The organism is Microbacterium sp. No. 7, assembly GCF_001314225.1.
Lineage (GTDB): Bacteria > Actinomycetota > Actinomycetes > Actinomycetales > Microbacteriaceae > Microbacterium.
This window is the reverse complement of the sequence record NZ_CP012697.1, coordinates 4,394,232-4,419,529: the sequence shown is the minus strand read 5'-3', so window position 1 is coordinate 4,419,529 and position 25,298 is coordinate 4,394,232. Positions and strand designations below refer to the sequence as shown.

The 25,298-nt window shown below is 73.0% G+C and carries 23 protein-coding genes; 10 read left to right on the top strand and 13 right to left on the bottom strand.

What is annotated here, in order from left to right; genetic code table 11:
* The first annotated feature begins 83 nt into the window (after positions 1–83).
* Positions 84–1,382, top strand: coding sequence for an amidohydrolase family protein (locus AOA12_RS20450; RefSeq protein ID WP_054686593.1), 1,299 nt, complete (start codon positions 84–86; stop codon positions 1,380–1,382).
* Positions 1,383–1,556: 174 nt separating this feature from the next.
* On the opposite strand, the gene AOA12_RS20445 is transcribed toward AOA12_RS20450, so the two are convergent.
* The 3 genes from AOA12_RS20445 to AOA12_RS20435 are packed head-to-tail and all read right to left on the bottom strand — an operon-like array spanning position 1,557 to position 4,176.
* Positions 1,557–2,012 carry a nucleoside deaminase gene (locus AOA12_RS20445; RefSeq protein WP_054686592.1) on the bottom strand — a complete coding sequence of 152 codons (456 nt, stop codon included), beginning with the start codon at positions 2,010–2,012 and terminating at the stop codon, positions 1,557–1,559.
* On the bottom strand, positions 2,009–2,938 hold the full coding sequence (locus AOA12_RS20440) for an isopenicillin N synthase family dioxygenase (RefSeq protein ID WP_054686591.1): 930 nt from the start codon (positions 2,936–2,938) through the stop codon (positions 2,009–2,011). The genes AOA12_RS20445 and AOA12_RS20440 overlap by 4 nt, the downstream gene beginning before the upstream one ends.
* Before the next feature lie 59 nt (positions 2,939–2,997).
* Positions 2,998–4,176 (bottom strand): glycerol-3-phosphate dehydrogenase/oxidase, encoded by a 1,179-nt coding sequence (locus AOA12_RS20435; protein ID WP_054686590.1) that lies wholly within the window; start codon positions 4,174–4,176, stop codon positions 2,998–3,000.
* Between the two features lie 153 nt (positions 4,177–4,329).
* On the opposite strand from AOA12_RS20435, the gene AOA12_RS20430 reads away from it, so the two are divergent.
* Complete coding sequence (locus AOA12_RS20430) at positions 4,330–4,908, top strand: helix-turn-helix domain-containing protein (RefSeq protein WP_054686589.1); 579 nt, start codon at positions 4,330–4,332, stop codon at positions 4,906–4,908.
* Positions 4,909–4,918: 10 nt separating this feature from the next.
* Here AOA12_RS20430 and AOA12_RS20425 read toward each other — a convergent pair whose 3' ends face one another.
* The 5 genes from AOA12_RS20425 to AOA12_RS20405 form a co-directional block, all read right to left on the bottom strand.
* The gene (locus tag AOA12_RS20425; protein WP_197281006.1) at positions 4,919–6,295 is read right to left on the bottom strand and encodes a sensor histidine kinase; all 1,377 of its coding nucleotides are present in this window, start codon (positions 6,293–6,295) and stop codon (positions 4,919–4,921) included.
* A 2-nt stretch (positions 6,296–6,297) separates the two neighbouring features.
* Positions 6,298–6,987, bottom strand: coding sequence for a response regulator transcription factor (locus AOA12_RS20420; RefSeq protein ID WP_054686587.1), 690 nt, complete (start codon positions 6,985–6,987; stop codon positions 6,298–6,300).
* 72 nt (positions 6,988–7,059) lie between these two features.
* Positions 7,060–7,674: a GNAT family N-acetyltransferase gene (locus AOA12_RS20415; RefSeq protein WP_082406424.1), complete on the bottom strand. Its 615-nt coding sequence runs from the start codon at positions 7,672–7,674 to the stop codon at positions 7,060–7,062.
* A 283-nt stretch (positions 7,675–7,957) separates the two neighbouring features.
* Positions 7,958–10,723: a molybdopterin-dependent oxidoreductase gene (locus AOA12_RS20410; RefSeq protein WP_054686586.1), complete on the bottom strand. Its 2,766-nt coding sequence runs from the start codon at positions 10,721–10,723 to the stop codon at positions 7,958–7,960.
* Positions 10,720–11,568 carry an FAD binding domain-containing protein gene (locus tag AOA12_RS20405; RefSeq protein WP_054686585.1) on the bottom strand — a complete coding sequence of 283 codons (849 nt, stop codon included), beginning with the start codon at positions 11,566–11,568 and terminating at the stop codon, positions 10,720–10,722. Before AOA12_RS20405 ends, AOA12_RS20410 begins: the two co-directional genes overlap by 4 nt.
* 123 nt (positions 11,569–11,691) lie before the next feature.
* Here AOA12_RS20405 and AOA12_RS20400 point away from each other — a divergent pair, with 123 nt between their 5' ends.
* On the top strand, positions 11,692–12,933 hold the full coding sequence (locus tag AOA12_RS20400; protein WP_054686584.1) for an XdhC family protein: 1,242 nt from the start codon (positions 11,692–11,694) through the stop codon (positions 12,931–12,933).
* Positions 12,930–13,490 (top strand): nucleotidyltransferase family protein, encoded by a 561-nt coding sequence (locus AOA12_RS20395; protein WP_054686583.1) that lies wholly within the window; start codon positions 12,930–12,932, stop codon positions 13,488–13,490. Before AOA12_RS20400 ends, AOA12_RS20395 begins: the two co-directional genes overlap by 4 nt.
* A gap of 430 nt (positions 13,491–13,920) precedes the next feature.
* Here the strand turns inward: AOA12_RS20395 and AOA12_RS20390 are convergent, their stop codons facing one another.
* The 3 genes from AOA12_RS20390 to AOA12_RS20380 form a co-directional block, all read right to left on the bottom strand.
* Positions 13,921–15,117 carry a Bcr/CflA family efflux MFS transporter gene (locus AOA12_RS20390; protein ID WP_054686582.1) on the bottom strand — a complete coding sequence of 399 codons (1,197 nt, stop codon included), beginning with the start codon at positions 15,115–15,117 and terminating at the stop codon, positions 13,921–13,923.
* On the bottom strand, positions 15,114–16,187 hold the full coding sequence (locus AOA12_RS20385; protein ID WP_054686581.1) for an NAD(P)H-dependent flavin oxidoreductase: 1,074 nt from the start codon (positions 16,185–16,187) through the stop codon (positions 15,114–15,116). The genes AOA12_RS20390 and AOA12_RS20385 overlap by 4 nt, the downstream gene beginning before the upstream one ends.
* Before the next feature lie 102 nt (positions 16,188–16,289).
* Positions 16,290–16,985, bottom strand: coding sequence for a GntR family transcriptional regulator (locus AOA12_RS20380; protein ID WP_054686580.1), 696 nt, complete (start codon positions 16,983–16,985; stop codon positions 16,290–16,292).
* 204 nt (positions 16,986–17,189) lie between these two features.
* Here AOA12_RS20380 and AOA12_RS20375 point away from each other — a divergent pair, with 204 nt between their 5' ends.
* The 5 genes from AOA12_RS20375 to AOA12_RS20355 are packed head-to-tail and all read left to right on the top strand — an operon-like array spanning position 17,190 to position 22,503.
* Positions 17,190–18,533 (top strand): phenylacetate--CoA ligase family protein, encoded by a 1,344-nt coding sequence (locus AOA12_RS20375; RefSeq protein ID WP_054686579.1) that lies wholly within the window; start codon positions 17,190–17,192, stop codon positions 18,531–18,533.
* A 47-nt stretch (positions 18,534–18,580) separates the two neighbouring features.
* Entirely contained in the window at positions 18,581–19,816 is a 1,236-nt protein-coding gene (locus tag AOA12_RS20370) for a thiolase family protein (protein ID WP_054686578.1), read from the top strand.
* Positions 19,816–20,241: a Zn-ribbon domain-containing OB-fold protein gene (locus AOA12_RS20365; protein WP_054686577.1), complete on the top strand. Its 426-nt coding sequence runs from the start codon at positions 19,816–19,818 to the stop codon at positions 20,239–20,241. Before AOA12_RS20370 ends, AOA12_RS20365 begins: the two co-directional genes overlap by 1 nt.
* Before the next feature lie 2 nt (positions 20,242–20,243).
* Positions 20,244–21,713: an aldehyde dehydrogenase family protein gene (locus AOA12_RS20360; RefSeq protein WP_054686576.1), complete on the top strand. Its 1,470-nt coding sequence runs from the start codon at positions 20,244–20,246 to the stop codon at positions 21,711–21,713.
* 19 nt (positions 21,714–21,732) lie between these two features.
* A complete protein-coding gene (locus tag AOA12_RS20355; RefSeq protein ID WP_054686575.1) occupies positions 21,733–22,503 on the top strand; it encodes an SDR family NAD(P)-dependent oxidoreductase in 771 nt (256 codons plus the stop codon).
* Positions 22,504–22,618: 115 nt separating this feature from the next.
* Here AOA12_RS20355 and purQ read toward each other — a convergent pair whose 3' ends face one another.
* Both purQ and purS read right to left on the bottom strand, forming a co-directional pair.
* On the bottom strand, positions 22,619–23,326 hold the full coding sequence (purQ, locus tag AOA12_RS20350; RefSeq protein WP_054686574.1) for a phosphoribosylformylglycinamidine synthase subunit PurQ: 708 nt from the start codon (positions 23,324–23,326) through the stop codon (positions 22,619–22,621).
* The gene (purS, locus tag AOA12_RS20345; protein ID WP_054686573.1) at positions 23,323–23,568 is read right to left on the bottom strand and encodes a phosphoribosylformylglycinamidine synthase subunit PurS; all 246 of its coding nucleotides are present in this window, start codon (positions 23,566–23,568) and stop codon (positions 23,323–23,325) included. The genes purQ and purS overlap by 4 nt, the downstream gene beginning before the upstream one ends.
* Positions 23,569–23,700: 132 nt before the next feature.
* Between purS and AOA12_RS20340 the strand changes: the two genes are divergently transcribed.
* Complete coding sequence (locus tag AOA12_RS20340; protein ID WP_054686572.1) at positions 23,701–25,134, top strand: GH1 family beta-glucosidase; 1,434 nt, start codon at positions 23,701–23,703, stop codon at positions 25,132–25,134.
* The last annotated feature ends 164 nt before the right edge of the window (positions 25,135–25,298 follow it).

Genomic DNA, 25,298 nt, shown 5'->3' with positions numbered 1-25,298 from the left:
GAAACCCGCCGTCTCGGGGCGGGCGCCGGGGCGGGGCGGGAGCCGAGCGGCGAGGGGGATGAGGGCGTGAAGGGGGCGCGGGGATGAGCGGGATCAGGCTGGTGGGCGCGCGGGCGGTCGTGCGGCCCGGGGGGCTCGAGGACGGTGCCGATCTGGTGCTGCGCGACGGGGTGATCGCGGAGGCCGCGCGCGGCGACGAGCGGGTGCTCGACGTCTCGGGCTGCGTCGTGACCGCGGGGCTCGTCAACGCCCACCATCACCTGCTGCAGTCCGCGTTCCGCACGCTGCCGGGCACGCGCAGCGTGCCGATGTCGCAGTGGCTGCCGACGATGGCGGCGGCCTACTCCCGGGTCGGCGTGGATGCCGAGCTGGCGGGCACCGCGGCATCCGTCGGGCTCGCGGAATCGCTGCTGAGCGGCGTCACGACCGTCGCCGACCACCATCTCACGTGGCCGTCCGGCGACGGCGTCGACATCGTGCGCGCCGTCGTCGACGCCGCGGCCGGGCTCGGCGCACGGCTCGTGTTCGTGCGCGGCTCGGCGCGCGACGACCCGCAGGAGGCCGCGGCGAGCGCCGACGCGATCGCGCGGGCCTTCGTGCCGCGCGGCGGGGTCACGCACGGCGGCATGCTGCAGATCGCGGTCGGTCCCGCGGGCGTGCACTCCGATGCGCCGGAGACGTTCGCGCTGATGGCGGAGGTCGCGGAGCGGCACGGCCTGCGCCGCCGCACGCAGTCGAACGAGCAGGTCGACGTCGCGATCGCGGCGGAGAAGTACGGGCGCCGTCCGCTCGACCTGCTCGACGAGTGGGGATGGCTCGCACCCGACGTCACGCTCGCGCACCTGTGCGAGCTCGTGCCGGGCGAGATCGAGCGGATCGCTCGGGCCGGCGTCACCGCGACCCACGCCCCCGGGTGCGACGTGCCGATGGGCTGGGGCATCGCCCCCGTCGCCGAGCTGCGGGATGCCGGGATCGCCGTCGGCCTCGGCACGAGCGGCGGCGGCTCGAACGACGCGGGGCATCTGCTCGCCGATGCGCGGCTCGCGATGCAGGTGTCGGGCCTGCGCGGGCCGGCGCTCGCCGCCCGCACGGTGCTGGAGATGGCGACCGCGGGATCGGCGCGCGGCCTCGGCCGCCCCGAGCTGGGCACGCTCGCGGTCGGCGCCGCGGCCGACGTGTGCGTGTGGGACGTGTCGGGCGTCGCCGACGCCGGCGTCACCGATCCCGTCGCGGGTCTGCTGTGGGCCTCGCCCGGGCGCCGCCCGCGTCACGTCTTCGTCGCGGGCGAGCCGGTCGTGATCGGCGGCCGCCTCGCCGCCGCCGACGAGCACGGCCTCGCCGACGCCCTCACCGCCCTGCTCGCCGCCCGCACGGCGGAGTGACCTGGCGGGTGCCCGGCCCGAACTCCTCCGATCCGGTGGGGTCGGCGCGCTGCACCCGCGCCGTTCCGCGGCTGCGGCGACGCGCACCCGGCAGATTGGAGGAGTTCGGGCGCCTGCCCCGCGGCGCCCCGCCCACAGTCGCCGCCCTACGAACCGCTCGCCGGGTCGTCCGGCCTACCCCCGCCACCCGCCGAGCACGGCGGCCGCGGCGTCGAGGGGGACGAGCGTGCGGGTGAGGGGGAGGCGGGCCCAGTCGACGCTCTCCGGCGGGAAGAGCCCGTCGATCGGATAACGGGTGAGCGCGGTGATCGGGGCCGCGTAGACGACCTCGTCGATGCCCGCCCAGATCGCCGCGGACGCGCACATCAGGCACGGCTCGCACGAGGAGTAGAGGAGGGCGCCCGACAGGTCGGGCGTGCCCAGCGCGCGGCAGGCCCGGCGGATGGCGCACACCTCGGCGTGCGCCGTCGGGTCGCCCGTGCGGCCCACCTGGTTCGCCGTCAGCGCGACGACGACGTCGTCGCGCACGACCGCCGCGCCGAAGGGGGCGTTCCCCTCCGCCGCGGCGGCCGTGGCGAGCGCGACCGTGTCGCGCAGGACCTCCAGGCCCCGGTGCGCTCTCGCGCTCACGCAGGGACCCTCATCGCCTCGATCTTCGCGACGAAGTGCTCCCCCGAGGTGATGGGCCCGTATTTCGCGGGCGAGACCGCGTCGAGCGACTCGATCAGCGCGTCGGCGTTCGGCTGGTGGAAGAACGCGACCGACAGGCGGTCCTCGTCCCAGGCGCCGTCGACGGGGTTCGCGACGCGGTGCAGCGTGGAGTTCCAGACGTCGTTCGTCCACCGCTGGAGCAGGTCGCCGAGATTGATGACGAAGGTGCCCTCCACGACGGGCACGGGCTCCCAGCCCTCGCCCGTCCAGACCTCCAGACCCTCGACCGACGGCGTGGCGTAGAGCACCGTGACGCCGCCGAAGTCGGTGTGCGCGCCCCCGCGCAGCTGTCCGGGGAGCGGCGCGCTCTGCATCGGCGGGTAGTGGAAGACGCCGAGGTTGCTGTCGTGCCGGTGGGTGAACTGCTCGAAGTAGCGCCGTTCTCGTCCGAGGGCGACGGCGAAGATCTGCATGAGCGTGTCGGCGACGCCGTTCATCGCGAAGTAGTAGTCGACGAGGGCCAGGCGGAAGGCCGGGTCGGCGGGATCGCCGCCCCAGACGGGCGACGCGGCGTCGAGCAGGTCGCTCCTGTTGACCGTGAACCCCTCGCGCAGGTCGGCGGGCACGGCGTCGCCCAGCGACTGCCCGAGGGACATGTTGGCGAACTCGTGGTATCCGCCCGAGTGCCCCTCGCCGTGGTGACGTGACTTCTCGTCGGTCGGCTGGGCGAAGAAGGCGGACATCGCGGCGACCCCGCGGTCGAGGATGTGCTGCGGGACGCCGTGTCCGGTGATCACGAGGAATCCCAGGTCGCGGCAGGCCGCGTCGATCTCGGCGACGACGCGGTCGGGGTCGGTGCCGTCGATGAACGGCGCGATGTCGATGACGGGTACGGAGCGTGGCATGGCTCTCTCCTTCTGAACGGGCTGATGAGCGGGCTGATGAACGGGCTGGACGGGAGGCGTCATTCGGCGGGCAGACCGATGGCGGGGTCGATGTAGGCGTTGGTGTAGAGGTCCGCCGCGGTGAGGCCCTCGGCCGGGGTGAGCCCCGCGTCGACGGCGATCGGCCGCACGATGCCGAGGAGCTCTTCGACCCGGGCCGGGTCGAAGTCGCCCACGGCGTCGTCGGCGCCGTTGGACACGACGCCGTCCTCGATCACGCTGCTCACGCCGAACTCGGCGCTGCCGCGGGTGTAGACGATCCCGTTGTCGTAGGCCTCGACGGCCTCGAGGATCAGGTCGATGACGGGCTCGGGCTGCGCGTAGAAGTCGACGAGCGCCTGCTGCATGACGGGGACGAGCAGGGTGAGGCAGGCGTCCAGCTCCGCGAGCGCGTCGGCCCGCACGGCGAGCGCCGCCGTGTAGTTCGGGTAGCCGGCATCCGCGACGAGCTGATACGCCACCGGACGCGCCCACTGCGCGATCTCGTGCTCGTAGATGTACGGCTCGCTGCTGGAGAAGCCCTGCTGGGCGTCGGCGCCGCCGCTCGCGACGAACGTCGCGGGGGTGCCGTCGTAGCCGCCGTCGGTCCTGTCCCGCTGCAGCAGGCCGGCGCCGATGAGGTACTCCATGTAGGGCGAGCCCGCGTAGTACCGCACGACGGCGTCGGTCTTGCCGATGTCGGCGATGGTCGTCGCGTCGGGATAGGTCTCGGGATCCCACATGATGATCTGCGGGCTCACCTCCAGCGGCGCCATCACGGCGACCGTGGGCAGGGTCGCGGATGCCACGATCTGGCCGTCGGTCTGGACGTACCCCAGGGTGATGTCCTGGTCCTGGTACATCTGGCTCGACACGGTCTGGAAGCCGATGGCGGGGCCGCCCGCGCGGATCTCCAGCTCGACGCCCGTGTAGCCGCCCGCGGCGACCAGCGGGCCGGTGACGGCCTTCTTGCGGGTGTCGATCGCCGGGTCGTCGCCGAGCATCTGATAGAGATGTCCGTGCTCCGACGTGGGGTTCCAGTCGGTCTGCACGACGATGGGCGAGGGACAGACGGACGACAGGTCGATCGGCCCGATCCGCCCGGTCGCGGGCTCGGTCGTCGTCGGCGGCTCGGGGGCCGGTGACGAGCATCCGGCTGCGAGCAGTCCGAGGACGATCGCGCCGGCCGTCGCCGTCGTGATGCGGGTGTTCTTGTGCATGAGCGCTCCCTTGGTCAGGGTCTCGGCCGTGCGGCGTGGGAGAATGCCGTGAGGGCCGCGAGGGGAATATAACCAATAGGAATATTGAAAGGGCAGGCCGTTTCGGCGTCGTTTCGCTGGGATTGCCGTGTTGTACCAAACGTGGAGAAGCGAGTGACCGACGCTGCCGAGGCCGACGAGGCGGCGCTCGGACGGACGGTCGGGGAACGCATCCGGGCGGCCCGCCGCAGCCGGCGGCTGTCGATGGTGGAGCTCGCGGCGCGCGCGGAGATCAGCCAGCCGTTCCTCAGCAAGGTCGAGCGGGGGATCACGACGCCGTCGCTGCACACGCTGTACCGGTTGGGGAGCGCGCTGGGCGTCATGCCCTCCGAGCTCATGCCGCAGCCCGAGCCGGCCGCCGTGACCGTCGTCCGCGCGGCCGCGGGTGCCGCGGTGACCGCGGTGGACGATCCCGGCTCGCCGACCGGCCGGCTGCTGCGCGGCGGCGAGGGAAGCCGGATCGAGCTCTTCGACTATCGCGTCGACGCGCACCGCAACGTCGACGAGTGGTTCGAGTACACGGGCGAGGCGGCGCTGGTGCTGCTCTCGGGCCGGCTCGACGTCGAGGTCGAGGAGCGCGGCACCTGGAGCCTCGAGGAGCGTGACGTCCTGTTCCTCCGCGGGCGTTTCCGCACGCGCTGGACGGCGACGGGCACCGAGCAGGCGTCCGTCCTGCTCTTCTCGGCGCAGTAGCCGGTTCCGGCTATCCGCCGCCCGCCGGCAGGGTGATGGTGGCGGCGAGGCCGCCGAGCGCGCTCTCCCCGAGCGTGAGGGTGCCGCCGTGCAGCGCGGCCTGCTGCTGCACGAGGGCGAGGCCGAGGCCCGAGCCCTCGCCGACCGCGCCGGGTCCGCGCACGAACCGCTCCGTCGCGCGCTCGCGCTGGTCGGCCGCGATGCCGGGCCCGTCGTCGGAGACCACGATCCGCAGCGTGTCGTCGGTGCACGACAGGTCGACGCGCACGTGGCCCCGGGCGCCGCCGTGCGTCGCGGCGTTCGTGAGCAGGTTGTCCACCGCGAGGCGCAGGCCCTCGGGCCAGCCGTCGATCGTCCCCTCGCTGTCGAGCACGGTGCTGTGCAGGGTGAGCTCGAGCGACGGATGCCGGCGCCGCGCCCGCGCGACGGCGTCGCTCACGAGGTCGACGAGGTCGACGGCATCCTTCGCCGGCAGGGACGCCGCGTCGCCGCGCGCGAGGGTCTGCAGTCCCTCGAGCAGCCGCACGATGCGCTGATGCTCGGCGCCGGCCGAGCCGAGCAGCTCCGCGCGGCGGGCCGGATCGAGGGCGGGATTGCGCTCCAGGATCTCCAGATAGGTGCCGAGGCTCGCGAGCGGCGTGCGCAGCTCGTGTCCGGCATCCGCCGTGAACCGCCGCGTCGCGAGCATGCTGCGCTGCAGCCGCTCGAGCATGTCGTTGAGGGTGTCGGACAGCTGCGCGACCTCGCGGGGCGTCGTCACGGCGGGCAGGCGGAACTCTGCCGGATGGTCGGCGCGGATCGTCGCCGCGCCGTGCGACAGGCGTGCCACCGGCTGCAGCACGAAACGCGCGATCAGCCACGCCCCGAGCGTCGCGATCGCGACGGCGACGAGCGTGACGAGCGAGACCAGCAGCACGTTCGACTCGAAGCGCTGCTGGATGGGCGCGAGGCTCTGCAGCACCTCGACGCGGATGCCGGTGGCGGGATCGGTGCCGGCCAGCGAGCGCCACGGCTCGTCGTCGATCGTCACGGTGGAGAAGCCGTCGGCCGTGGGCAGCGGCGGCTGCTCGAGCGGGAGCTCGCCCTTGAGTGCGATCACCTCGGTGCCGTCGATGAGCCGGAAGAACGTCTCGCTGCCGCTCCACGGCCCGCCGAACACGCCACCGGTGTCGAGACGCGGGTCGCGCGGAGAGTTCTCCGACGAGCGCTCGAGCGTCTTGGGGATGTCGTCGAGCTCGCGCGAGAGGCGCCCCTGCAGCTTGCCGTCGAGCGTCTCGCGGTCGTGGGCATCCATCTGCAGCACGATGATGAGCCCCGAGAGGGCGGAGATGATGAGGATCAGCACCGCGGATGCCACCGCGAGCTGCGACCGGAGACTGCGCAACATCCTCACGTCCTCAGCACGAACCCGACGCCGCGCACGGTGTGGATGATCCGGGGCTCGCCGTCGGCCTCGAGCTTCTTGCGCAGGTAGCCCACGAACACGTCGACGACGTTGCTGTCGACCTCCCACGTGTAGCCCCAGACCTGCTCGAGCAGCTGGTCGCGGCTGAGGATCTGGTTCGGATGCCGGGCGAACGACGCCGCGAGCTCGAACTCGCGCGTCGTCACGCCGATGTCGCGCGTGCCGCGGCGCACCGTGCGGCGCTCGAAGTCGACGGTGAGGTCGCCGACACGCAACGGCCGGTCGAACCGGGCGCGGTGCAGGCGCACGAGCGCGTGCAGGCGCGCGGCGAGCTCGCCGATCGAGAACGGCTTGACGACGTAGTCGTCGGCACCCGCGGCGAGGCCCTCGACCCGGTCGTCGACGTCGTCGCGCGCGGAGAGGATGCACACGGGCAGGGCGCGGCCGGTGCGGCGCAGCTCGTGCACGACGTCCACCCCGCTCATCCCGGGGAGGCCCACGTCGAGCAGCAGCACGTCGGGCGAGGCCCGGTCGAGGGCGTCGAGGGCCGCCTCGCCCGTGCCGACCTCGTGCACCGTGAACCCCTCCAGGCTGAGGCCCTGCACGAGCGCGTCGCGCACGCCCGGGTCGTCGTCGACGATGAGCACGTCGGGGATGCTGAGCTGACCGTCCATCCTCCGCGACCTCCTCTCTCGCCCGGGTTCCCGCGTCTGTGCCGGCATCGGTGCGCGTCGGCGGGCGCGCGCCTACGCGGACTGCCGGCGGCGGTACTGCGAGGATCTCATGTCGGCGTGTGCCTGCGCCGTGAGCACGAGCACGGTGGACTCCTCGCCGCGCGACGCGGGAACGAACGACAGCCGCTCGGCGAGGGCGATCGACGGCGTGTTGCGGTTGTTGGCGACCGCCATCACGAGCTTCGCGCGCAGCGCCCCGAAGGCGAGGTCGAGCATCGCGTTCGCGGCCTCCGACGTGTAGCCGTTGTGGCCGTAGGCCGGGTCGACGACCCAGCCGATCTCGGCCGTGCGGCTGTCGGGGTAGGCGGTGCGCAGGTGCAGGGAGACGTCGCCGATGAGCGTGCCGTCGAGCTCGATCGCGAGCGCGAGGAAGTCGTTCTCCTGCCACAGCCGCGTGTGCCGGGTGCGGTCGCGCAGGTGCCGGCGCGACGCGCGGCGGTCGCGCTCCGGCCAGCGCAGGTAGCGGATCACCTGCGGATCGGACTGCAGCCGGTACCACTGCTCGGCGTCGTCGAGCCGGTGCGGTCGCAGCACGAGGCGCTTCGTGCGCAGGGTCGGCGCGTCGACCGGTTCGTCGATGTAGATCCCGCGCAAGGCGCGGGGGCGGCGTCCGATCGTGAGAGGCATGTCACCAGCGTGCTCCCCGATTTTGTGGCGCGATTAAGAGACACCCGGATGCGGCACATCCCGCCACCCACCCCGCGAGGGTGCCTGCAGTTCTCGCGAAGGTGCCACTTGTCTTCGCGAGGGTGCCTGCAGTTCTCGCGAGGGTGCCACTTGTCTTCGCGAGGGTGCCACTTATTCTCGCGAGATCAATTGGCACCCTCGCGGAAATAACGGGCACCCTCGCGAAGACCAACCGGCACCCTCGGCGACGGCGCACCGGCTCTGCACGACACCGGCCCGGCGGTCAGCGCTGCAGCAGGCGCCAGACGCGGTCGCGGGAGAACGGCTGCTCGAACGGGCGGCGGCCGATCGCCCGGGCGATCGCGTTGCCGATCGCGGGGGCGACCGGGTTGTAGGGCGACTCGCTCATCGACTTCGCGCCGAACGGCCCGAGGTCGTCGGCCGTGTCGGCGAAGTACACCTCGGTCTCGGGCACGTCGGCGAACTGCGGCACCCGGTACGTGCGGAACACCGGCGTCTCCACGGCGCCCTCCGGCCCCACCATGACCTCCTCGTACAGGGCGCTGCCGATGCCCTGCGCGACGCCGCCCTCCACCTGGCCGCGGCACTGCGCGGGGTTCATCACGAAGCCCGCGTCGGCCGACTGCACCGACTGCAGCACCCGCACGGCGCCCGTCTCGGGATCGACCGCGACGCGCACGGCGTGCACGTTGAACGCGAGCGAGCGCTGGTCGCCGTACTCGGCCCCGTCGGCCGTGAGCCCCTCGCCGTCGCCCGCCGCGGCGACGATCTCGTCGAAGCCCACGCGCCGCGCCGGGGTGAGCACGCCGCCGGCGGCGACCTCGGCATCCTCGGCCGACGTGCCGGTGAGGGATGCCGCGGTCTCGCGCATCCGCTGCCGCAGCGCGAGGCACGCGGCGTGCAGCGCCTTGCCCGCGACGGTGATCCCCGCCGACGCGAACGCGCCCGTGTCGTGCGCGACGAGGTCGGTGTCGGACGTGCGCAGGTCGAGCCGGTCGTGCCCCACCCCGAACACGGTCGCGGCGATCTGCCGGTGCACCGTCGAGGTGCCGTTGCCGAACTCGGCCGTGCCGACGCGCAGCTCGTACCGTCCGTTCGGCCGCAGCGTCGCCCGGGTGTGCGCGACGTGCCCGAACGGCGCCATCGTCGCGATCATCGCGGCCGCCATGCCCTCGCCGACGAGCCATCCCGCCGGCGCCTCGGCGCCGTTGCCGCGCCGCAGCGCGGCCTGCGCGAGGTCGAGGCACTGGTCGAACCCGTACGACCCCCACACGAGGCCGGGGTCGTCGTCGGGATGCAGCGGCGCCTCGGGCGTCACGGCGTTGCGCCGCCGCAGCTCGAACGGGTCGATGCCCAGCCGCTGCGACAGCATGTCCATCGCCGACTCCACGGCGAGCACGACCTGCCCCAGGCCGTAGCCGCGGAACGCGCCCGACGGCACGTTGTTGGTGTACACGACCTCCGCGTCGAGGCGCCGCGCAGGGCAGCGGTAGATCGTGGTCGACTCCGCGAGCGCGTGGAACATGACGCCGCGGGAGTGGTTGCCGTAGGCGCCCGTGTCGCTGAGCAGGTCGACCGACATCGCGGTCAGGATGCCGTCGGCATCCGCCCCCAGCGTCACGTCCACGCGCATGGGATGCCGCACCGACGCCCGCTGGAACTGGTCGGTGCGCGTGAACTCGTACGCCACGGGGCGGCCGGTGCGCAGCACCGCGAGGGTCACGAGGTCCTCCGTGAAGATCTCCTGCTTGCCGCCGAAGCCGCCGCCCACCCGCGGGGCGAAGACCCGCACGCGCTCGGGGTCGAGGCCGAAGACGTGGCACAGCTCGTCGCGGGTGAGGAACGGCACCTGCGTCGACGAGCGGATGACGAGCCGGCCCTCGGCGTCGAGCCATCCGATCGCGCCGTGCGTCTCGAGCTGCGCGTGCGACACGCGCTGCGTCTGCCAGGTGCCCGACACCGTCACGTGGCTGCCGTGCAGTGCGGCATCCACATCGCCGTGCTCGTCGTGCAGCGCCGCGATGACGTTGCGGTGCGCCTGGTCGACGCGCTCGGCGGGCGTGCGGTCGGGATGCAGCAGCGGCGCGCCCGGATGCCGGGCCTCGTCGGGGGCGAACACGGCGGGCAGCACGTCGTAGTCGACCTCGACGAGGCGCACCGCCAGGTCGGCGGCCTCGGCCGTCTCGGCGACGACGGCCGCGACCCGCTGCCCCACGTGCCGCACGACGTCGTCGAGCAGGCGCGTGTCGTCGGGGTCGTCGGTGCGGTGCTCGTGGCGTGCCGACGAGTACCGCACGTCGGGCGCGTCGTCGTGCGTGAAGACGGCGACGACGCCGGGCACCGCGAGCGCGCGCGCCGTGTCGATGGCGCGGATGCGCGCGTGCGCGTGCGGGCTCGTGACGACGCGCAGCACGAGCGGCGGCTCGGGCAGCTCGTCGGGCGGCAGGTCGAACGTGTACGGCTCGAGGCCCTGCACGACGCGCCGCCCCGCCTCGGGCCGCGCCGACGTGCCGACCGTGCCGGCCGCGCTCGCCGAGCCGCCCCCGGCCGCACTCGCCGACGTGCTCCCGGCTCCGCCCCCGGTCTTGCGCACGGGACCGAGCACGGCCTCGGCGATCGCGGCCCGGATGGGACGGTATCCCGTGCACCGGCAGAGATTGCCCTTCATGCGCCGGTCGAGGTCGTCGAGGTCGCTCTCGCAGAGCGTGGATGCCGTGATGCTCATGCCCGGCGTGCAGAACCCGCACTGGAATCCGAAGTTCGCGACGAGCGCCTCCTGCACGGGGTGCAGGTCGGCCCCGGGGGCGAGCCCCGCCGCGGTCGTGACCGCGCGTCCCTCGGCCCGCGCGGCCGGCACGATGCACGAGTGCACGGGCACGCCGTCGAGCAGCACGCCGCACGCCCCGCAGTCGCCCGCGTCGCAGCCCTTCTTCACCTCGGTGTGCCCGTTCTCGCGCAGCAGGGTGCGCAGGCACTGACCGGCGCGGGCCTCGGTCTCGACGGCGTCGCCGTTGATCTCCAGTCTCATGCCGCCTCCGGCATGAGCATGTCGTCGTGCAGCTCCCGGCGGATGCGCTCCGCGAGCACCGCGCTCGTCGCGCGCCGCCAGTCGGCCGCGCCGAGCGGATCGGTGTAGTAGCCCTTGGCGTCGTGCACGGCGGCGGTGAGCGTCGCGGCATCCGGCAGGTCGGCGAAGCGCAGCACCTGCGGTGTGAGCGTCGCGGCGGTGACCGTGAACACCGCGCCGCCGTCGCGGTCGACGCGCCCCGTCACGACGGAGCCCGAGCGGCCGTGCTCGGCGAGGGCGATCTTGCGCAGGCGCGCACGCGAGCGCAGGGCGTATGCCGGCACGCGTATGGATCGCAGCACCTCGCCGCGCGCGAGGGCGTTGCGGCCGTTTCCGGTGATGAGCTGCGCGACGGGCAGGTGGCGCTCGCCGCCGTCGGGACCCCAGATCTCCGCGATGCCGTCGAGGGCGACGGCGAGCGAGGTCATCGAGCCCGCCGCGAACGAGCGGCAGACGTTGCCGCCGACCGTCGCGGTGTTCCAGATCTTGAACGAGGCGAGCAGCGCGTTCGCGGCGGCGTCGACGATCGGCAGCGCGGTCCACTCGCGCGGCGCGGAGTCCGACGCCGCCCATGCGACGAGCTCGGCGATCGTGCAGGTGGCCGCGATGCGCAGGCCGCCGGCATCGGTGGCATCCGTCTCGAGCGGAGCCCAGCCCATGGTCGAGAGGTCGACGAAGCCCGTCGTGTGCGGTTGCGGCTCGCTCATGAGCCAGGTGCCGCCCGCGAGCACGACCTCGCCGGGGCCGAGCGCGAGGTCGGCGCGGGTGCGGGCGAATCGATACGACGAGACGGCCGTGATGTCCACTTCGCCCCCCTTTCGGCGTCGTCAACGAACCGGTCGATTCAAACAGCCGTCCGTTTCACATTCGTTTCGCGGGCGTGTGAGATGTGAAATGCCCCGGCAACAGGCGCGACGTAGCGTGCGGGCATGCGTGAGATTCTGAGCGTCGCCGCCGAGTGGGCGCGGGCGGGGGAGGCCTTCGCGGTCGCGACCCTCGTGGGCGTGCGCGGGAGCGGGCCGCGCGAGCTCGGCGCGAGCATGATCGTCTCGGCCGACGGGCGCGCGTTCGGCAACGTGTCGGGCGGATGCGTGGAGGGCGCCGTGTTCACGGAGTGCCAGGAGGCGCTCGAGACGGGCCGCGCGTCGCTGCAAACGTACGGCATCAGCGACGGCGACGCGCTCGCGGTCGGCCTCACGTGCGGCGGCATCGTCGACGTGCTCGTGCGTCCCGTGCTCCCCGGCTCCGACGCGGCTCGCGACCTGCTGCTCGTCGCCGAGCGCGACCGCGCCGGCCTGCCCGTGGCCGTCGTGCTGGAGATCCCCCCGGGGCCGGGGGCGGGGCCTCGCTTCGACCGCGGCGATATGTGGGTGATGACGCCCGATACCCGCAATCTGCCGCGGTCGAACTGTGGGCCCGAGGGGCTCGAGGAGCCCCCTGAGCCCGCTGAGCCCGCTGGGCTCTCTCAGTTCAACCGCGGCGAAGTGTCAATGGCGGGGCGCGCAACCCGCGATTTGCCGCGGTTGAAGGGATGGGGCGAGGACAGGGGAGGGGGCGAGGCCAAGGGATGGGGTGAGGATGCTGCGGTGTTGAGTGGCGAGGATGGCGGGTCGTACCTCGTCATCCCGTTCGGCTCCGCGCCGCGGCTCATCGTCGTCGGCGCGGTCGAGTTCTCGGTCGCGCTCGCCCGGCTCGGGGCGGCGCTGGGGTTCGCCGTCACGGTCGTCGACCCGCGCGACGTGTTCGCGTCGCCCGAGCGCTTTCCGCAGGCCGAGGTCGTCGTCGACTGGCCCGACCGGTACCTGCGGCGCACGCGCATCGACGCGCACACCGCGATCTGCGTGCTGAGCCACGACCCGCGCTTCGACGTGCCCGCGCTGCGGCTCGCGCTCGCGAGCCCCGCGGGCTACGTCGGCGCGATGGGCAGCCGGCGCACGCACGACGACCGGCTGCGGCGGCTCGGCGAGGCGGGCGTCGCGGCATCCGCGATCGACCGGCTGCGCTCGCCGATCGGCCTCGACCTCGGCGGGCGCACGCCCGACGAGACGGCCCTGTCGATCCTCGCCGAGATCGTCGCGGTGCGGCACGGCGCGTCGGGGCGTCCCCTGCGCGAGCGCGACGGACCCGTGCACGCGCCCGTGTCGTCCGCCGCGTCCCTCTCCGCGCGATGACGGGCGCGACCGCCGGGATCGTGCTCGCCGCGGGAGCGGGCACGCGCTACGGGCGCCCCAAGGCGCTCGCGCGCGAGCCCGACGGCACGCCGTGGGTGCAGCGGGTCGCCGGAGCGCTGACGGATGCCGGCTGCGCCCCCGTGCTCGTCGCCCTCGGCGCCGCAGGACAGGAGGCCGCGCCGCTCGTGCCCGCGGGCGTGCGCGTCGTGCCGGTCGCCGACTGGGCCGACGGCCTGGGGGTGACGCTGCGGGCGGCGCTCGCCGCGGTCGCCGACACGAGCGCCGCAGCCGCGCTCGTCGTGCCCGTCGACGTGCCGGAGCTTCCGGCATCCGTGTGCCGACGGCTGCTCGCCCACGCGTCGCGCACCGCGCTCGTGCGCGCGGTGTACGACGGCGAGCCCGGGCATCCCGTGCTCATCGGCCGCGACCACTGGGCCGTGCTCGCCCGCACCGCGCAGGGCGACCGCGGCGCCGCCGACTACCTGCGCGCGCACGCGGCGCTCACGGTCGAGTGCGCCGACCTCTGGCACGGCGCCGACGTCGACCGCCCGCGCTGACCCCGCGGCCGCGGGTCCCGGGTCCCGGGCATCCGTGCTCCGGGCATCCGCGCCGGGCATCCACGAGAAGTGGGCACTCGTGGTCGCCTCAGACCGCGGCATCCGGCCACGATCGCCCACTTCTCCGGCCCCGCCGAAAGCGGTGGGCACTCGTGGCCGGGTGCTGCGCCGCGAGGCGGCCAGGACTGCCCACGATCGTGCGACCGTGCCCCCCGGATGCCGGATGCCGGATGCCGGATGCCGCGCCGCCCACCTACACCCGCGCCGCCCGCCCGCCCGCACTCGCGCCGCCCACCCACACCCGCGCCGCCCGCCCGCCCGCACTCGCGCCGCCGACCCACATCCGCGCCGCCCGCCCGCACCCGCCCGCCCTCGCACCCGCCCGCCCGCACCCGCCCGCCCTCGCACCCGCCCGCCCGCCCCCCGCGCCTCATCCCCCCGACCGGCGCAGCAGCGCGGCGCTCGTGAGGGCGAGGGCCGCGCCCGACAGGCACACGACGGCGAGCGGCACGGCGGAGTGCTCGCCCAGGGCGCCGACGAGCGGGGTGAGCGCGCCGCCGAGGGCGAACTGCGATGTGCCGAGCAGTGCGGCTCCGGCGCCGCGGGCGGCGCTCGCGCGTCCGAGGGCGAGCGCGGTGGCGTTGGCCGATGTCAGCCCCGTGCCGAAGTACAGCGCGGCCGTGCACGCGACGAACACGGGCACCGACAGCACCGGCGCGAGGGCGAACAGCGTCGCGGATGCCGTGAGCGTGATCGTGCCGCCGACGATGAGCATGCGCAGCGGCGAGGTGCGGGTCGCGATGCCCGCGTTGAGCGATGACGACGCGATCGTGCCGACGGCGCCGACGGCGAGCACGAGTCCCAGCTGGATCGGCGTGAGTCCCAGCACGTTCTGCGCGACGAGGGGCGCGCCCGCGACGAACGAGACGTACACGGTCGACCCGAACGCGAACGCGAGCATCGCCCAGAGGTAGCGCCGGTCGCGCACGAGCAGCGCGATGCCGCGGAACGTGACGCGCAGGCCGCCCGTCTGACGCGCGTGCCGCGGCAGCGACTCGGGCACGACGAAGAGGGTGAGCAGCGTCATCGCGACGCCGACGGCGCCGAGCACCCAGAACACGCCGCGCCAGCCGACGTGCTCGCTCACGACGCCGCCGATGAGCGGCGCGAGCAGGGGGCCGAGGGCGACGAAGGTCACGATGAGGCTCAGCGCGCGCACCGCGGCGGGGCCGCGCGTGAGGTCGGCGACGATCGCGCGCGGCACGGCCGATCCGGCGGCGCCCGCGAACCCCTGCACGAATCGCAGCGCGAGGATCGCCGTGACGTCGGAGGTCAGCGCGATCGCGATGGCCGAGGCGCCGTACGCGGCGACGGCGGGGGCGAGCACCCGCTTGCGACCGAAGCGGTCGGAGAGCGGGCCGAGCACGAGCTGTCCCGCCGCGAGGCCGATGAGGCACGCGGCGATCGTGAGCTGCACGGTCGCCGCCGGCACCTGCAGCTGCGCCGACATGTCGGCGAGCGCCGGCAGGTGCATGTTGATCGAGATCGATCCCGTCAGCGCGATGAACCCGAGCACCGGCAGAACGCCGCGGCGCAGGCCCGGCGCACCGGGCTGCGCGTCGCTCACACGACGCGCGCGGCGTTCACCGCCTCGATGCGCTCGACGGCCTGCCGCACCGTGCGCTCGACGAGCTCGGCGCACGTGGGGATGTCGTGGATGGCGCCCACGACCTGGCCCGACGCGAGGATGCCCTTGTCGGTGTCGCTCTCGTGCAGGCCGATCCGCATGAGCATGGGCGTGTTGGCGGCGCTCATCGTCTGGGTGATGCTGCGACCGCCCTGGAACTTCATCGAGATGCCGTCGCGCACGAGGCGGAACCACGACGTGCCCGACTCGCGCTTGAGGTCGAGCACGTTGCGCACGCGCGTGCCGAGGCCGACCGACGCGCCCTTGCTCTCGATGCGCTCCGCGAAGCCGGTGCGCAGGATGCGGATGGGCACGCCGTCGATCGCGCGCGTGACGACCGTGTCGTCGAGGCCGTGCGACAGGTAGACCTGCTTGGTGGCCTCGGGCACCGTGCACTCCTGGGTCATCAGGAAGCGCGTGCCCATGCCGACGCCGACGGCGCCGTAGGCGAGCGCGGCGGCGAGGCCGCGGCCGTCGTAGTAGCCGCCCGCGGCGATCACGGGGATGTCGACGGCGTCGATGACAGCGGGCAGCAGCAGCGACGTCGCGACGCCGCCCGTGTGGCCGCCGCCCTCGCCGCCCTGCACCATGACCATGTCGGCGCCCCAGCCAGCGACCTTCTCGGCGTGACGCGCGGCGCCGACCGAGGGCACGACGAGCACGTCGTGGCTCTTCAGCTTCTCGATGAGCTCGCGCTTGGGCGCCATGGCGAAGCCCGCGACCCGCACCTTGTGCTTGATCAGCAGCGCGGAGCGCTCGGCGGCGTCGGTCGCGTCGGCGCGCAGGTTCACGCCGAACGGCTTGTCGGTGCGCTCCTTGACCGCGACGATCGCCTCTTCGAGCTCGCGCAGCGACATCATGGCCGAGGCGATGAAGCCGAGGGCCCCGGCCTCGGCGGCCGCGACGACGAGGCTGGTGTCGGAGACCCAGCCCATCGCGGTCTGGACGACCGGATGGGTCACGCCCGTCAGCTCGGTCAGCGGGGTGGTCAGACGAGGGGCGGTGGTCATGGGTGAGCTCCTGTGCTTCAGCTGCAGGCCGACGAATATAGTCAATATTGTGCGGTCGGCCGAAAGTCTAGTGGATGCCTGAGCACCGAGCCCCCGGTCGCGCTACGCCTCGTCGCTCCACAGCCCGCGCTCCTCGAGCAGCGCGACGACGTGATCGGCGTGCGACGTGAGGTGCGCGGCCGCGGCGCGACGGGCGCGCTCGCTGTCGCGCGCGACGATGCCCTCGAAGATGTCGTGGTGGTCGCGGGACGCCGTGCGCACGTTCGACTCGATCGACGAGTAGAAGCTCGTGGGGAACTGCTTGACCATGCCGGCGAGCACCTGCGCGAGCCGCGGCGAGTCCGCCGCGTTGTTCACGATGCGGTGGAACTGGTGGCCGAGCGCGCCGACGGTGACCCCGTCGCCGCGGGCGGCCGCGTCGTCGCACTCGCGCATGATCGTCTCGAGGCGCTCGATGTCGGCATCCGACATCTCCACCGCCGCGCGGGCGGCCAGCTCGCCCGCGAGCTGGCTCTGCGCCCAGAACAGGTCGCGCACGTCCTGGCGGCTGAACCGCGCGGCGACGAAGCCGCGGCGCGGCACCGCGATGACGTAGCCGTCGGCGGCGAGCGAGACGAGCGCCTCGCGCACGGGCGTCGTGCTCACGTTCTTGGCCTCGGTGATGCGCTCGAGTCGCACGAACTCGCCGGGGCGGATGGTGCCCGACATGATGAGCTCGCGGATGTAGACGGCGATCTCGTCCGACAGCGAGGCGCGCTTGGGGGTGCGCCGGACCGGCGTGTGCGTTTTCAGTTCCATGGGCGGCGGATCCTTCGTGTCCCCGCGCCTCGTGCGGTCGCGGGCGGATCGACGAGGCCAAACGGCTTCCGTCCAGTATCCACGGAGAGACCCGTTCCGCACGCAGTCTCACAAAATATATTTTGCGCCGATAGCGGTCTCGAGGCTAGCATCGGGGTGACCGGGCCCGGCGACGGGCGCCCGCGCCGACAAAGGAGTAGCGACATGGCCGTGCCGTTTTCTGATCGCGTGTGGAGCGAGATCGAGACGATCGACCCCGCCGACGCGCGACGGATCCAGGACGAGCGGCTGCAGCAGCAGGTGGCCTACCTCGCCGCACGCAGTGCGCTCTACCGGGAGAAGTTCGCCGCGCACGGCGTCGACCCGGCCCGCGTGCGCACGGTCGAGGACCTCGCCGATCTGCCCTTCACCGAGAAGCACGAGCTGCGCGAGAGCCTCGCCTCGACCCCGCCGCTCGGCGCGCACCTCGCCGCCGACCGCTCCGAGGTCGTGCAGGTGCAGGCCTCGTCGGGAACCACCGGCAGCCCGTCGTACGTCGGGCTGACGCCCTCCGACATCCAGCAGTGGTGCGAGATGGGCGCCCGCGCGCTCTACGCCAACGGCTTCCGCCCGGGCGACTGGATGCTGCACGCCCTCGGCATGAGCAAGGGCTTCGTCGGCGGCCTGCCGGTCGTGCAGATCGCGCAGTACATGGGCATCGTCGACATCCCGGTCGGCGCCGAGGCCGGCGCCGACCGCCTGCTGCGCGTGCTGGCCGACCAGCGCCCCGACATCCTCATCGGCACGCCCTACTTCCTCGCCTACCTCGCCGAGCAGACCCCCGAGGTGCTCGGCGCGGCGGCCTCGACCTTCGGCGTGCGCGCCCTCAGCGTGGGCGGCGAGCCCGGCGGCGGCCTGCCGGCGGTGCGCGACAAGCTGCAGGGACTGTGGGGCGCGACCTCGCGCGAGATGCTCGGCGGCACCGACTTCGGCGTCATGTACTGGGGCGAGTGCGAGGCCCAGGACGGCATGCACTTCCACTCGCCCGACCTGCTCGTCGCCGAGATCATCGACCCCGAGACGGGCGAGGTGCTCGCTCCGACCGACGGCGCCGAGGGCGAGCTCGTCTACACGGCGCTCGGCCGCCAGGCCTCGCCGCTGCTGCGGTTCCGCTCGCGCGACAACGTCGTCGTGACCGGCACCGACTGCGCGTGCGGCCGCACCGGCTACAAGATCCGCTGCGTCGGCCGCACCGACGACATGCTCATCGTGCGCGGCATCAACCTCTTCCCCTCGGCCGTCAAGCAGCTCGTCTCGGAGTTCGTGCCCGTGACCACCGGCGAGATGCGCATCCGCGCCGACTTCGAGGGCCACACGACGCAGAAGCCGCTGCACGTCGTCGTCGAGGCCGCCGACGACCTCGACGAGGCCGGCCGCGCCGCGCTCGTGGCGGGTGTCGAGGGCCGCGTGCGCTCGGCGCTCAACGTCAAGGTCACGGTCGAGCTGCTACCGGCCTTCTCGCTCAAGCGACCCGACCACGTCAAGGTGCAGCTCGTCGAGCGCGTCTAGCGCCGGCATCCGTCCGTCCCATCCAGAACACGACAGATAAGAGGATCATGTCCGCCGTCAGGAATACACCCGTCGCCGCGATCGTCGGCATGGGGGATGCGTTCGCGACTCGCGAGAATCGCAAGGATCCCCTGCAGCTGGCCGCCGAGGCGACCCTGAACGCGCTGGCGGACGCCGGCGTCACGAAGTCGCAGATCGGCGCGATCTACACGGGCCGCTCGCCGTGGGCCGACAAGCGCTCGCAGTGGAGCAACATCTTCGCGTCGTACATGCAGATGCCGCTCACGTTCACGTCGGAGATGACGCTGCACGGCGCGGGACTCACGTCGACGCTCGCCATCGCGTCGCAGATGATCGCCGCGGGCAAGGCCGAGTACGTGCTGTGCGTGCAGAGCGACGCGACCGAGCTGTTCGTCGACGCCCTCGCGATGGGCGCGTCGGCCGACGCCGACCCGCAGTTCGAGGTGCCCTACGGTCCCACCATCCCCACGCTCTACGGCATGGCCGCGCACCGCTACCTGCACGAGTACGACCTCACCGAGGCCGATCTGGCCGACGTCGCCGTCGCCAACCAGCGCTGGGGCGCGTATCACCCGCACGCCGTCAAAGCCCGTTACGGCGAGATCGACCGCGAGACCGTGCTCGCCTCGCCCTACATCGCCTCGCCGCTGCGGCTGTGGATGTGCTCGCGCTGGGGCGGCGGCACGGGCGGCGCCGTGGTCGTGACCTCGGTCGAGAACGCCCGCAAGCACACCAACCCCGTCTACCTCATCGGCTACGGCTCGGCGACGACGCACGAATACCTCACCGACCGCATGAACATGCGCACGGCGCCGTTCCCGTCGATGGGCGGCGTCGAGTACCCGTCGCTCACCCGCACGGCCACGGCCGAGGCGGCGCGCCAGGCGTTCGAGATGTCGGGCCTCGACCGCAGCGACATCAACCTCGTGCAGATCTCGGCGAACTTCGCGCACATGGGCCCGATGATCATGGAGGACCTCGGCTTCGCCGAGCACGGCAAGGGCGTGGACCTCTACCGCTCGGGCCGCACGGGCGTCGACGGCGACCTGCCGCTCGACACCAACGGCGGCTGGCTCTCGTACGGCCAGCCGGGCATCTCGTGCAACATGGACTCGATCATCGAGGCCGTGCGCCAGCTGCAGGGGCGGCCGCTCGGCCTCGCTCCGAAGAACAAGCCCACGACGGCCCTCGTGCAGGGCTCGGGCGGCATGCTCGCCGCGGGCGCCGCGCTCGTGCTGACCAACGAAGGGGGTGCGCTCTGATGGCGCCCGAGACCGAATCCTGGCCCCAGCCCTACCGTCTGCTCGACGCCGAGCCCTACTGGGCGGCGCTGCAGGAACGGCGGCTCACCTATCAGCGCTGTGACGCGTGCGCGCAGGCCGTGTGGCCGCCGCACCGCTACTGCCCCTACTGCGACAGCCCCGACCTCACGTGGAACGAGTCGACCGGCCGCGGCCAGGTGTACACCTACAGCGCCGTCGGCCGTGGCGCGACGCCGATCTGGGAGGCCATCGCCCCCTACACGGTCGGCTTCGTGACGATGGACGACGGCTACGCGCTGTTCGGCCAGATCCTCGGCGAGCCCGACGACATCCGCATCGGCATGGACGTCGCGGTCGAGTTCGTCGAGCGGGGGGAGCAGACCCTGCCGGTCTTCGCACCGGTGCCCACGAACGAAGAAGGATGACGATGTCCGAACCGCTCTCGTATGACCTGTGGATCGACGGCGCCTGGCGCCCCTCGACCGGCGATGCCCGGCTGGAGATCCTGAACCCCGTCTCGGGCGACGTCGTGCACACCGTGCCGAACGCGACGGCCGACGACGTGGATGCCGCGGTCGCCGCCGCTCGCGCCGCGGGCGCCGGCGCGTGGCGCGACGACGCCGTGCTGCGCTCCGAGGTGCTGTTCGCGATGTCGCGACTGCTGGTGGAGCGCGCCCCGCAGCTGGCGGAGCTCGACTCGGCCGACAGCGGGCGACTGCCGCACCAGGCCGTCGGGCAGATCAAGAACATCGCGCGCTGGTACCGCTACTTCGGCGGCCTCACCGACAAGATCCACGGCGAGACGATCCCGATCGAGAGCCCCACGATGTTCACGTACACGCTGCGCGAGCCGCTCGGCGTGATCGCGGCGATCACGGCGTGGAACGCGCCGTTGCTGCTCGCGGGGCTCAAGCTCGCGCCCGCCCTCGCGGCGGGCAACACCGTCGTGCTGAAGCCGAGCGAGTTCTCGTCGGCGTCGACGCTCGAGCTCGCGAAGCTGTTCACCGAGGCGGGCGCGCCCGCGGGCGTCGTCAACGTCGTCACGGGCGACGGCGCCGGCACGGGGGCGGCGCTCGTCGCGCACACCGACGTCGCGCACGTGACCTTCACGGGCAGCGTCGAGGGCGGACGCCGGGTCGCCGCCGCGGCGGGCCAGCACCTCAAGGGGGTCACGCTCGAGCTGGGCGGCAAGTCGCCGAACATCGTCTTCGACGATGCCGACCTCGACGCCGTGACCGTCGGCGTGCTCGCCGGCATCCTCACGCTGTCGGGCCAGAGCTGCATCGGCGGCTCGCGCGTGCTCGTGCAGCGCGGCGTGTACGAGGAGGTCATCGCGCGGCTCAAGGCGCGCGTCGACTCGATCGTCGTCGGCTCGGCCGACGAGCCCGACGCCGAGGTCGGCCCCATCGCCAACGCACCGCAGTTCGAGCGCGTGAAGCACCTCGCGGCGGGTGCGGAGCGCGACGGCGCGCGGCTCGTGTCGGGCGGTCGTCCCGCCGACCGCGAGGGCTGCTTCTTCCTGCCCACGATCTTCGCCGACGTCTCGAACGACTCCGAGATCGCGCGTGAGGAGGTCTTCGGACCCGTCATGGCGGTCATGCCGTTCGACACCGAGGAGGAGGCGCTCGCGATCGCCAACGACACGTCGTTCGGGCTCGCCTCGGGCGTGTGGACGAACGACCTGTCGCGCGCGCACCGCATGGCCCGCGGCATCCAGGCGGGGTCGGTGTACATCAACAACTACCGCGGACTCGGCCCCCACGTGCCGTTCGGCGGGTACAAGAACAGCGGCGTCGGCCGGGAGAACGGCATCGAGGCGCTGCACGACTTCACACAGGTCAAGGGTGTGTGGCTCGAGACGTCGCCGTCGACCGTCGACAGCCTGCGCCGCAGCTGAGAACAACGAAGGAGAAGACATGGGATTCGCAGGATCTGTCGCCGTCGTCACGGGCGCCGCGAGCGGCATCGGCCGGGCCACGGCACGCCGTCTGGCCGAGGAGGGCGCGTCGGTCGTCGTGCTCGACCGCGACCCCGACGCGGCGCAGCAGGTGGTCGACGAGCTCGGCGCCGACGCGGCGCTCGCGATCGGCCTCGACGTGACCGACTCGGCCGCGGTGGATGCCGCGTTCGCGACCGCGATCGAGCGGTTCGGCGCCGTCGACTACCTCGTCAACGCGGCCGGCATCGCGGGCCGCGGCGGCGTCGAGGACACGAGCGACGAGCTGTGGCAGCGCATCATGGCCGTCAACGTCGACGGGTCGTTCCACACGAGCCGCGCGTTCGCGCAGCAGCTGCACATCGAGCGGCCGGCCCGCGCGATCGTCAACATCTCGTCGCAGGCGGGCCTCACGGGCCTGTCGGCGCGCGTGTCGTACGTCACGTCGAAGCATGCGATCGTGGGCCTCACGCGCTCGTCGGCGATGGACCTCGCGCCGCACGGTGTGCGCGTCAACGCCGTGGCGCCCGGGATCACGCGCTCGGCGTTCACCGCGTCGCTGTTCGAGGACCCTGCGGTCGCGCACCGCATGAACTCGATGCACCCGATCGGCCGTGTCGCCGAGCCGGAGGAGATCGCCGCGGTGATCGTCTTCCTGCTCTCCGACCAGGCGAGCTTCGTCACGGGCGCCATCGTGCCGGTCGACGGCGGGCTCACCGCCGGCGAGAAGGCCGTCACCGACAACAGCTGAGGGACACGCGCATTTCCTCATCCGGCCCGTGGTGTCGCCAGCTGCGGCGATGCCGACACCACGGGCCGGATGAACCGGGCGCCTGTCACCCCGTGGATGTCGACCCGTCGGCCGGTCAGGCCGCGGCGCCGACGACGGCGGCGATCGCCGAGGTGAAGAAGGCGAGGCCGTCGACGCCCGAGCGCATCGCCTCGGGCATGTTCGGACCGAAGCCGGGCTCGACGGCGTGCTCGGGGTGAGGCATGAGGCCCACGACGTTGCCGCGCTCGTTCGCGATGCCCGCGATGTCGCGCAGCGACCCGTTCGGGTTCACGCCGAGGTAGCGGAACGCGACGAGGCCCTCGCCCTCGAGGCGGTCGAGCTCGTCCTCCGAGGCGATGTAGCCGCCGTCGGCGTTCTTGAGGGGGATGACGATCTCCTGGCCCGCCTCGTAGTCGCTCGTCCACGCGGTCGACGCGTTCTCGACCCGCAGGCGCTGGTCGCGGCGGATGAACTGCTGGTGCGCGTTGCGGATGAGCCCGCCGGGCAGCAGGTGCGCCTCGACGAGCATCTGGAAGCCGTTGCAGATGCCGAGCACGGGCATGCCCCGCTCCGCGGCATCCTTCACCTCCGCCATGATCGGCGCGTGCGCGGCGATCGCGCCGGCGCGCAGGTAGTCGCCGTAGCTGAAGCCGCCCGGCAGCACGAGCGCGTCGACGCCGTCGAGGTCGTGCGATCCGTGCCACAGCGCCACGGGCTCGGCGCCCGCGATGCGGATGGCGCGGCGCGCGTCGCCGTCGTCGAGCGAGCCCGGGAAGGTGATGACCCCGACGCGCGCGGTCACTCGACGACCTCGATGCCCACGACGTCCTCGATCACGCTGTTGGAGAGGATCTCGCCCGCGATCTCGGTGACCGCGGCCAGCGTGGCCTCGTCGGCGGCATCCACGGTCAGCTCGAAGCGCTTGCCGATGCGCACGCCCGAGATGCCCTCGTGGCCCAGGCGCGAGAGGGCGCCCGCGACCGCCTTGCCCTGCGGGTCCAGCAGCTCGGCCTTGGGCATGACGTCGACGACGATGGTGGGCATGGCGCGGCTCCGAGGTAGGGGAAGGGGTGCGGGTACCAGTTTAGGCGGAGCGTGGGGCGGGCATGTCCGGGTGTTCCCTGCGTCGGGGCCCTCGCATACGCTGGCACGAGCCGATTCACGAAGGGGTGCACGATGACCGGGCGATCGTTTCCGCAGGGGTTTCTGTTCGGGGCCGCGACGGCCGCGTACCAGATCGAGGGTGCCGCGTTCGAGGACGGGCGCACGGCATCCATCTGGGACCGTTTCAGCAGGGTCCCGGATGCCGTGATCAACGCCGACAACGGCGACGTGGCGTGCGACCACTACCACCGCTATCGCGACGACGTCGCCCTCATGAAGGACCTCGGGCTCGACACCTACCGGTTCTCGGTCTCGTGGTCGCGCGTGCGGCCCGACGGCGGGCCGATCAACCAGAAGGGGCTCGACTTCTACCGGCGGCTCGTCGACGAGCTGCGCGGCGCGGGCATCATCCCGTGGCTCACGCTCTATCACTGGGACCTGCCGCAGGCGCTGCAGGAGCGCGGCGGCTGGACCGCACGCGCGACGAGCGACCTGTTCACGGAGTACGCGCTCGACGTGCACGACGCGCTCGGCGACCGCGTCGACATCTGGACCACCCTCAACGAGCCGTGGTGCTCGTCGTTCCTCAGCCACACGGCCGGCATCCACGCGCCCGGCCACTACTCCGTCGCCGAGGGCCTGCTCTCGGCGCACCACCTGCTGCTCGGCCACGGCCAGACCGTGCGCGCGCTGCGCGGGCGCGACGCGTCGCTGAGCCTCGGGCTCACGCTCAACCTCACGGTCGCCGACGCGGTCGACCCGGGCGATCCCGCCGACGTCGACGCCGCGCGCCGCATCGACGGGCAGTACAACCGGTGGTTCCTCGACCCGGTGTTCCGCGGGGCGTACCCCGCCGACATCCTCGACGACCTGCGACGAGTGGATGCCGATGCCGTGCGCGCGCTCGAAGACGCGGTGCACGACGGCGACCTCGACGCGATCTCGACGCCGATCGACGCGCTCGGCGTCAACTACTACCACGGCGAGTACGTCGGCGGCCGGCCTGCCGAGAACCCGCCGCCGCCGACCGACGCCCCGACCGCGCGGCCGCAGGGCTCGCCGTTCCCCTCGCACGACGGCATCCACTGGCACGAGCGCGGGCTGGAGCGCACGGCGATGAACTGGGAGATCCAGCCCGAAGGCCTCACGCGCCTCCTGCGCCGCGTGTCGGACGAGTACGTGGCACCCGCGGGCACCGCGCTGTACGTCACCGAGAACGGCGCCGCCTTCGACGACGAGGTCGTTGTCGAAGGCGGCGAGACCCGCGTGCACGACGACGGACGCGTCGCGTTCCTGCGCGGCCATCTCGACGCCGTGCTCGACGCCGTGGATGCCGGCGTCGACGTGCGCGGCTACTTCTACTGGTCGCTGCTCGACAACTACGAGTGGGCCTGGGGCTACGCCAAGCGCTTCGGCATCGTGCGCGTCGACTACGACACCCAGCAGCGCACCCTCAAAGACAGCGCCCGCGAATACCGCCGCATCATCGCCGCCCGGGCGCTGTAGCGCGTCGGCGCGTCCGGGGCTCCGGCATCCGCGGCTCCGGGGCTCCGGCATCTGCGGCTCCGGCATCCCCTTCCGCGAAAGTGCATCCGGCGGACGAGAGTGCAGTCGCCGCGTGCACTCTCGTCCGCCGGATGCGTTCTCGTCCGCGGTATGCGGTCTCGGCG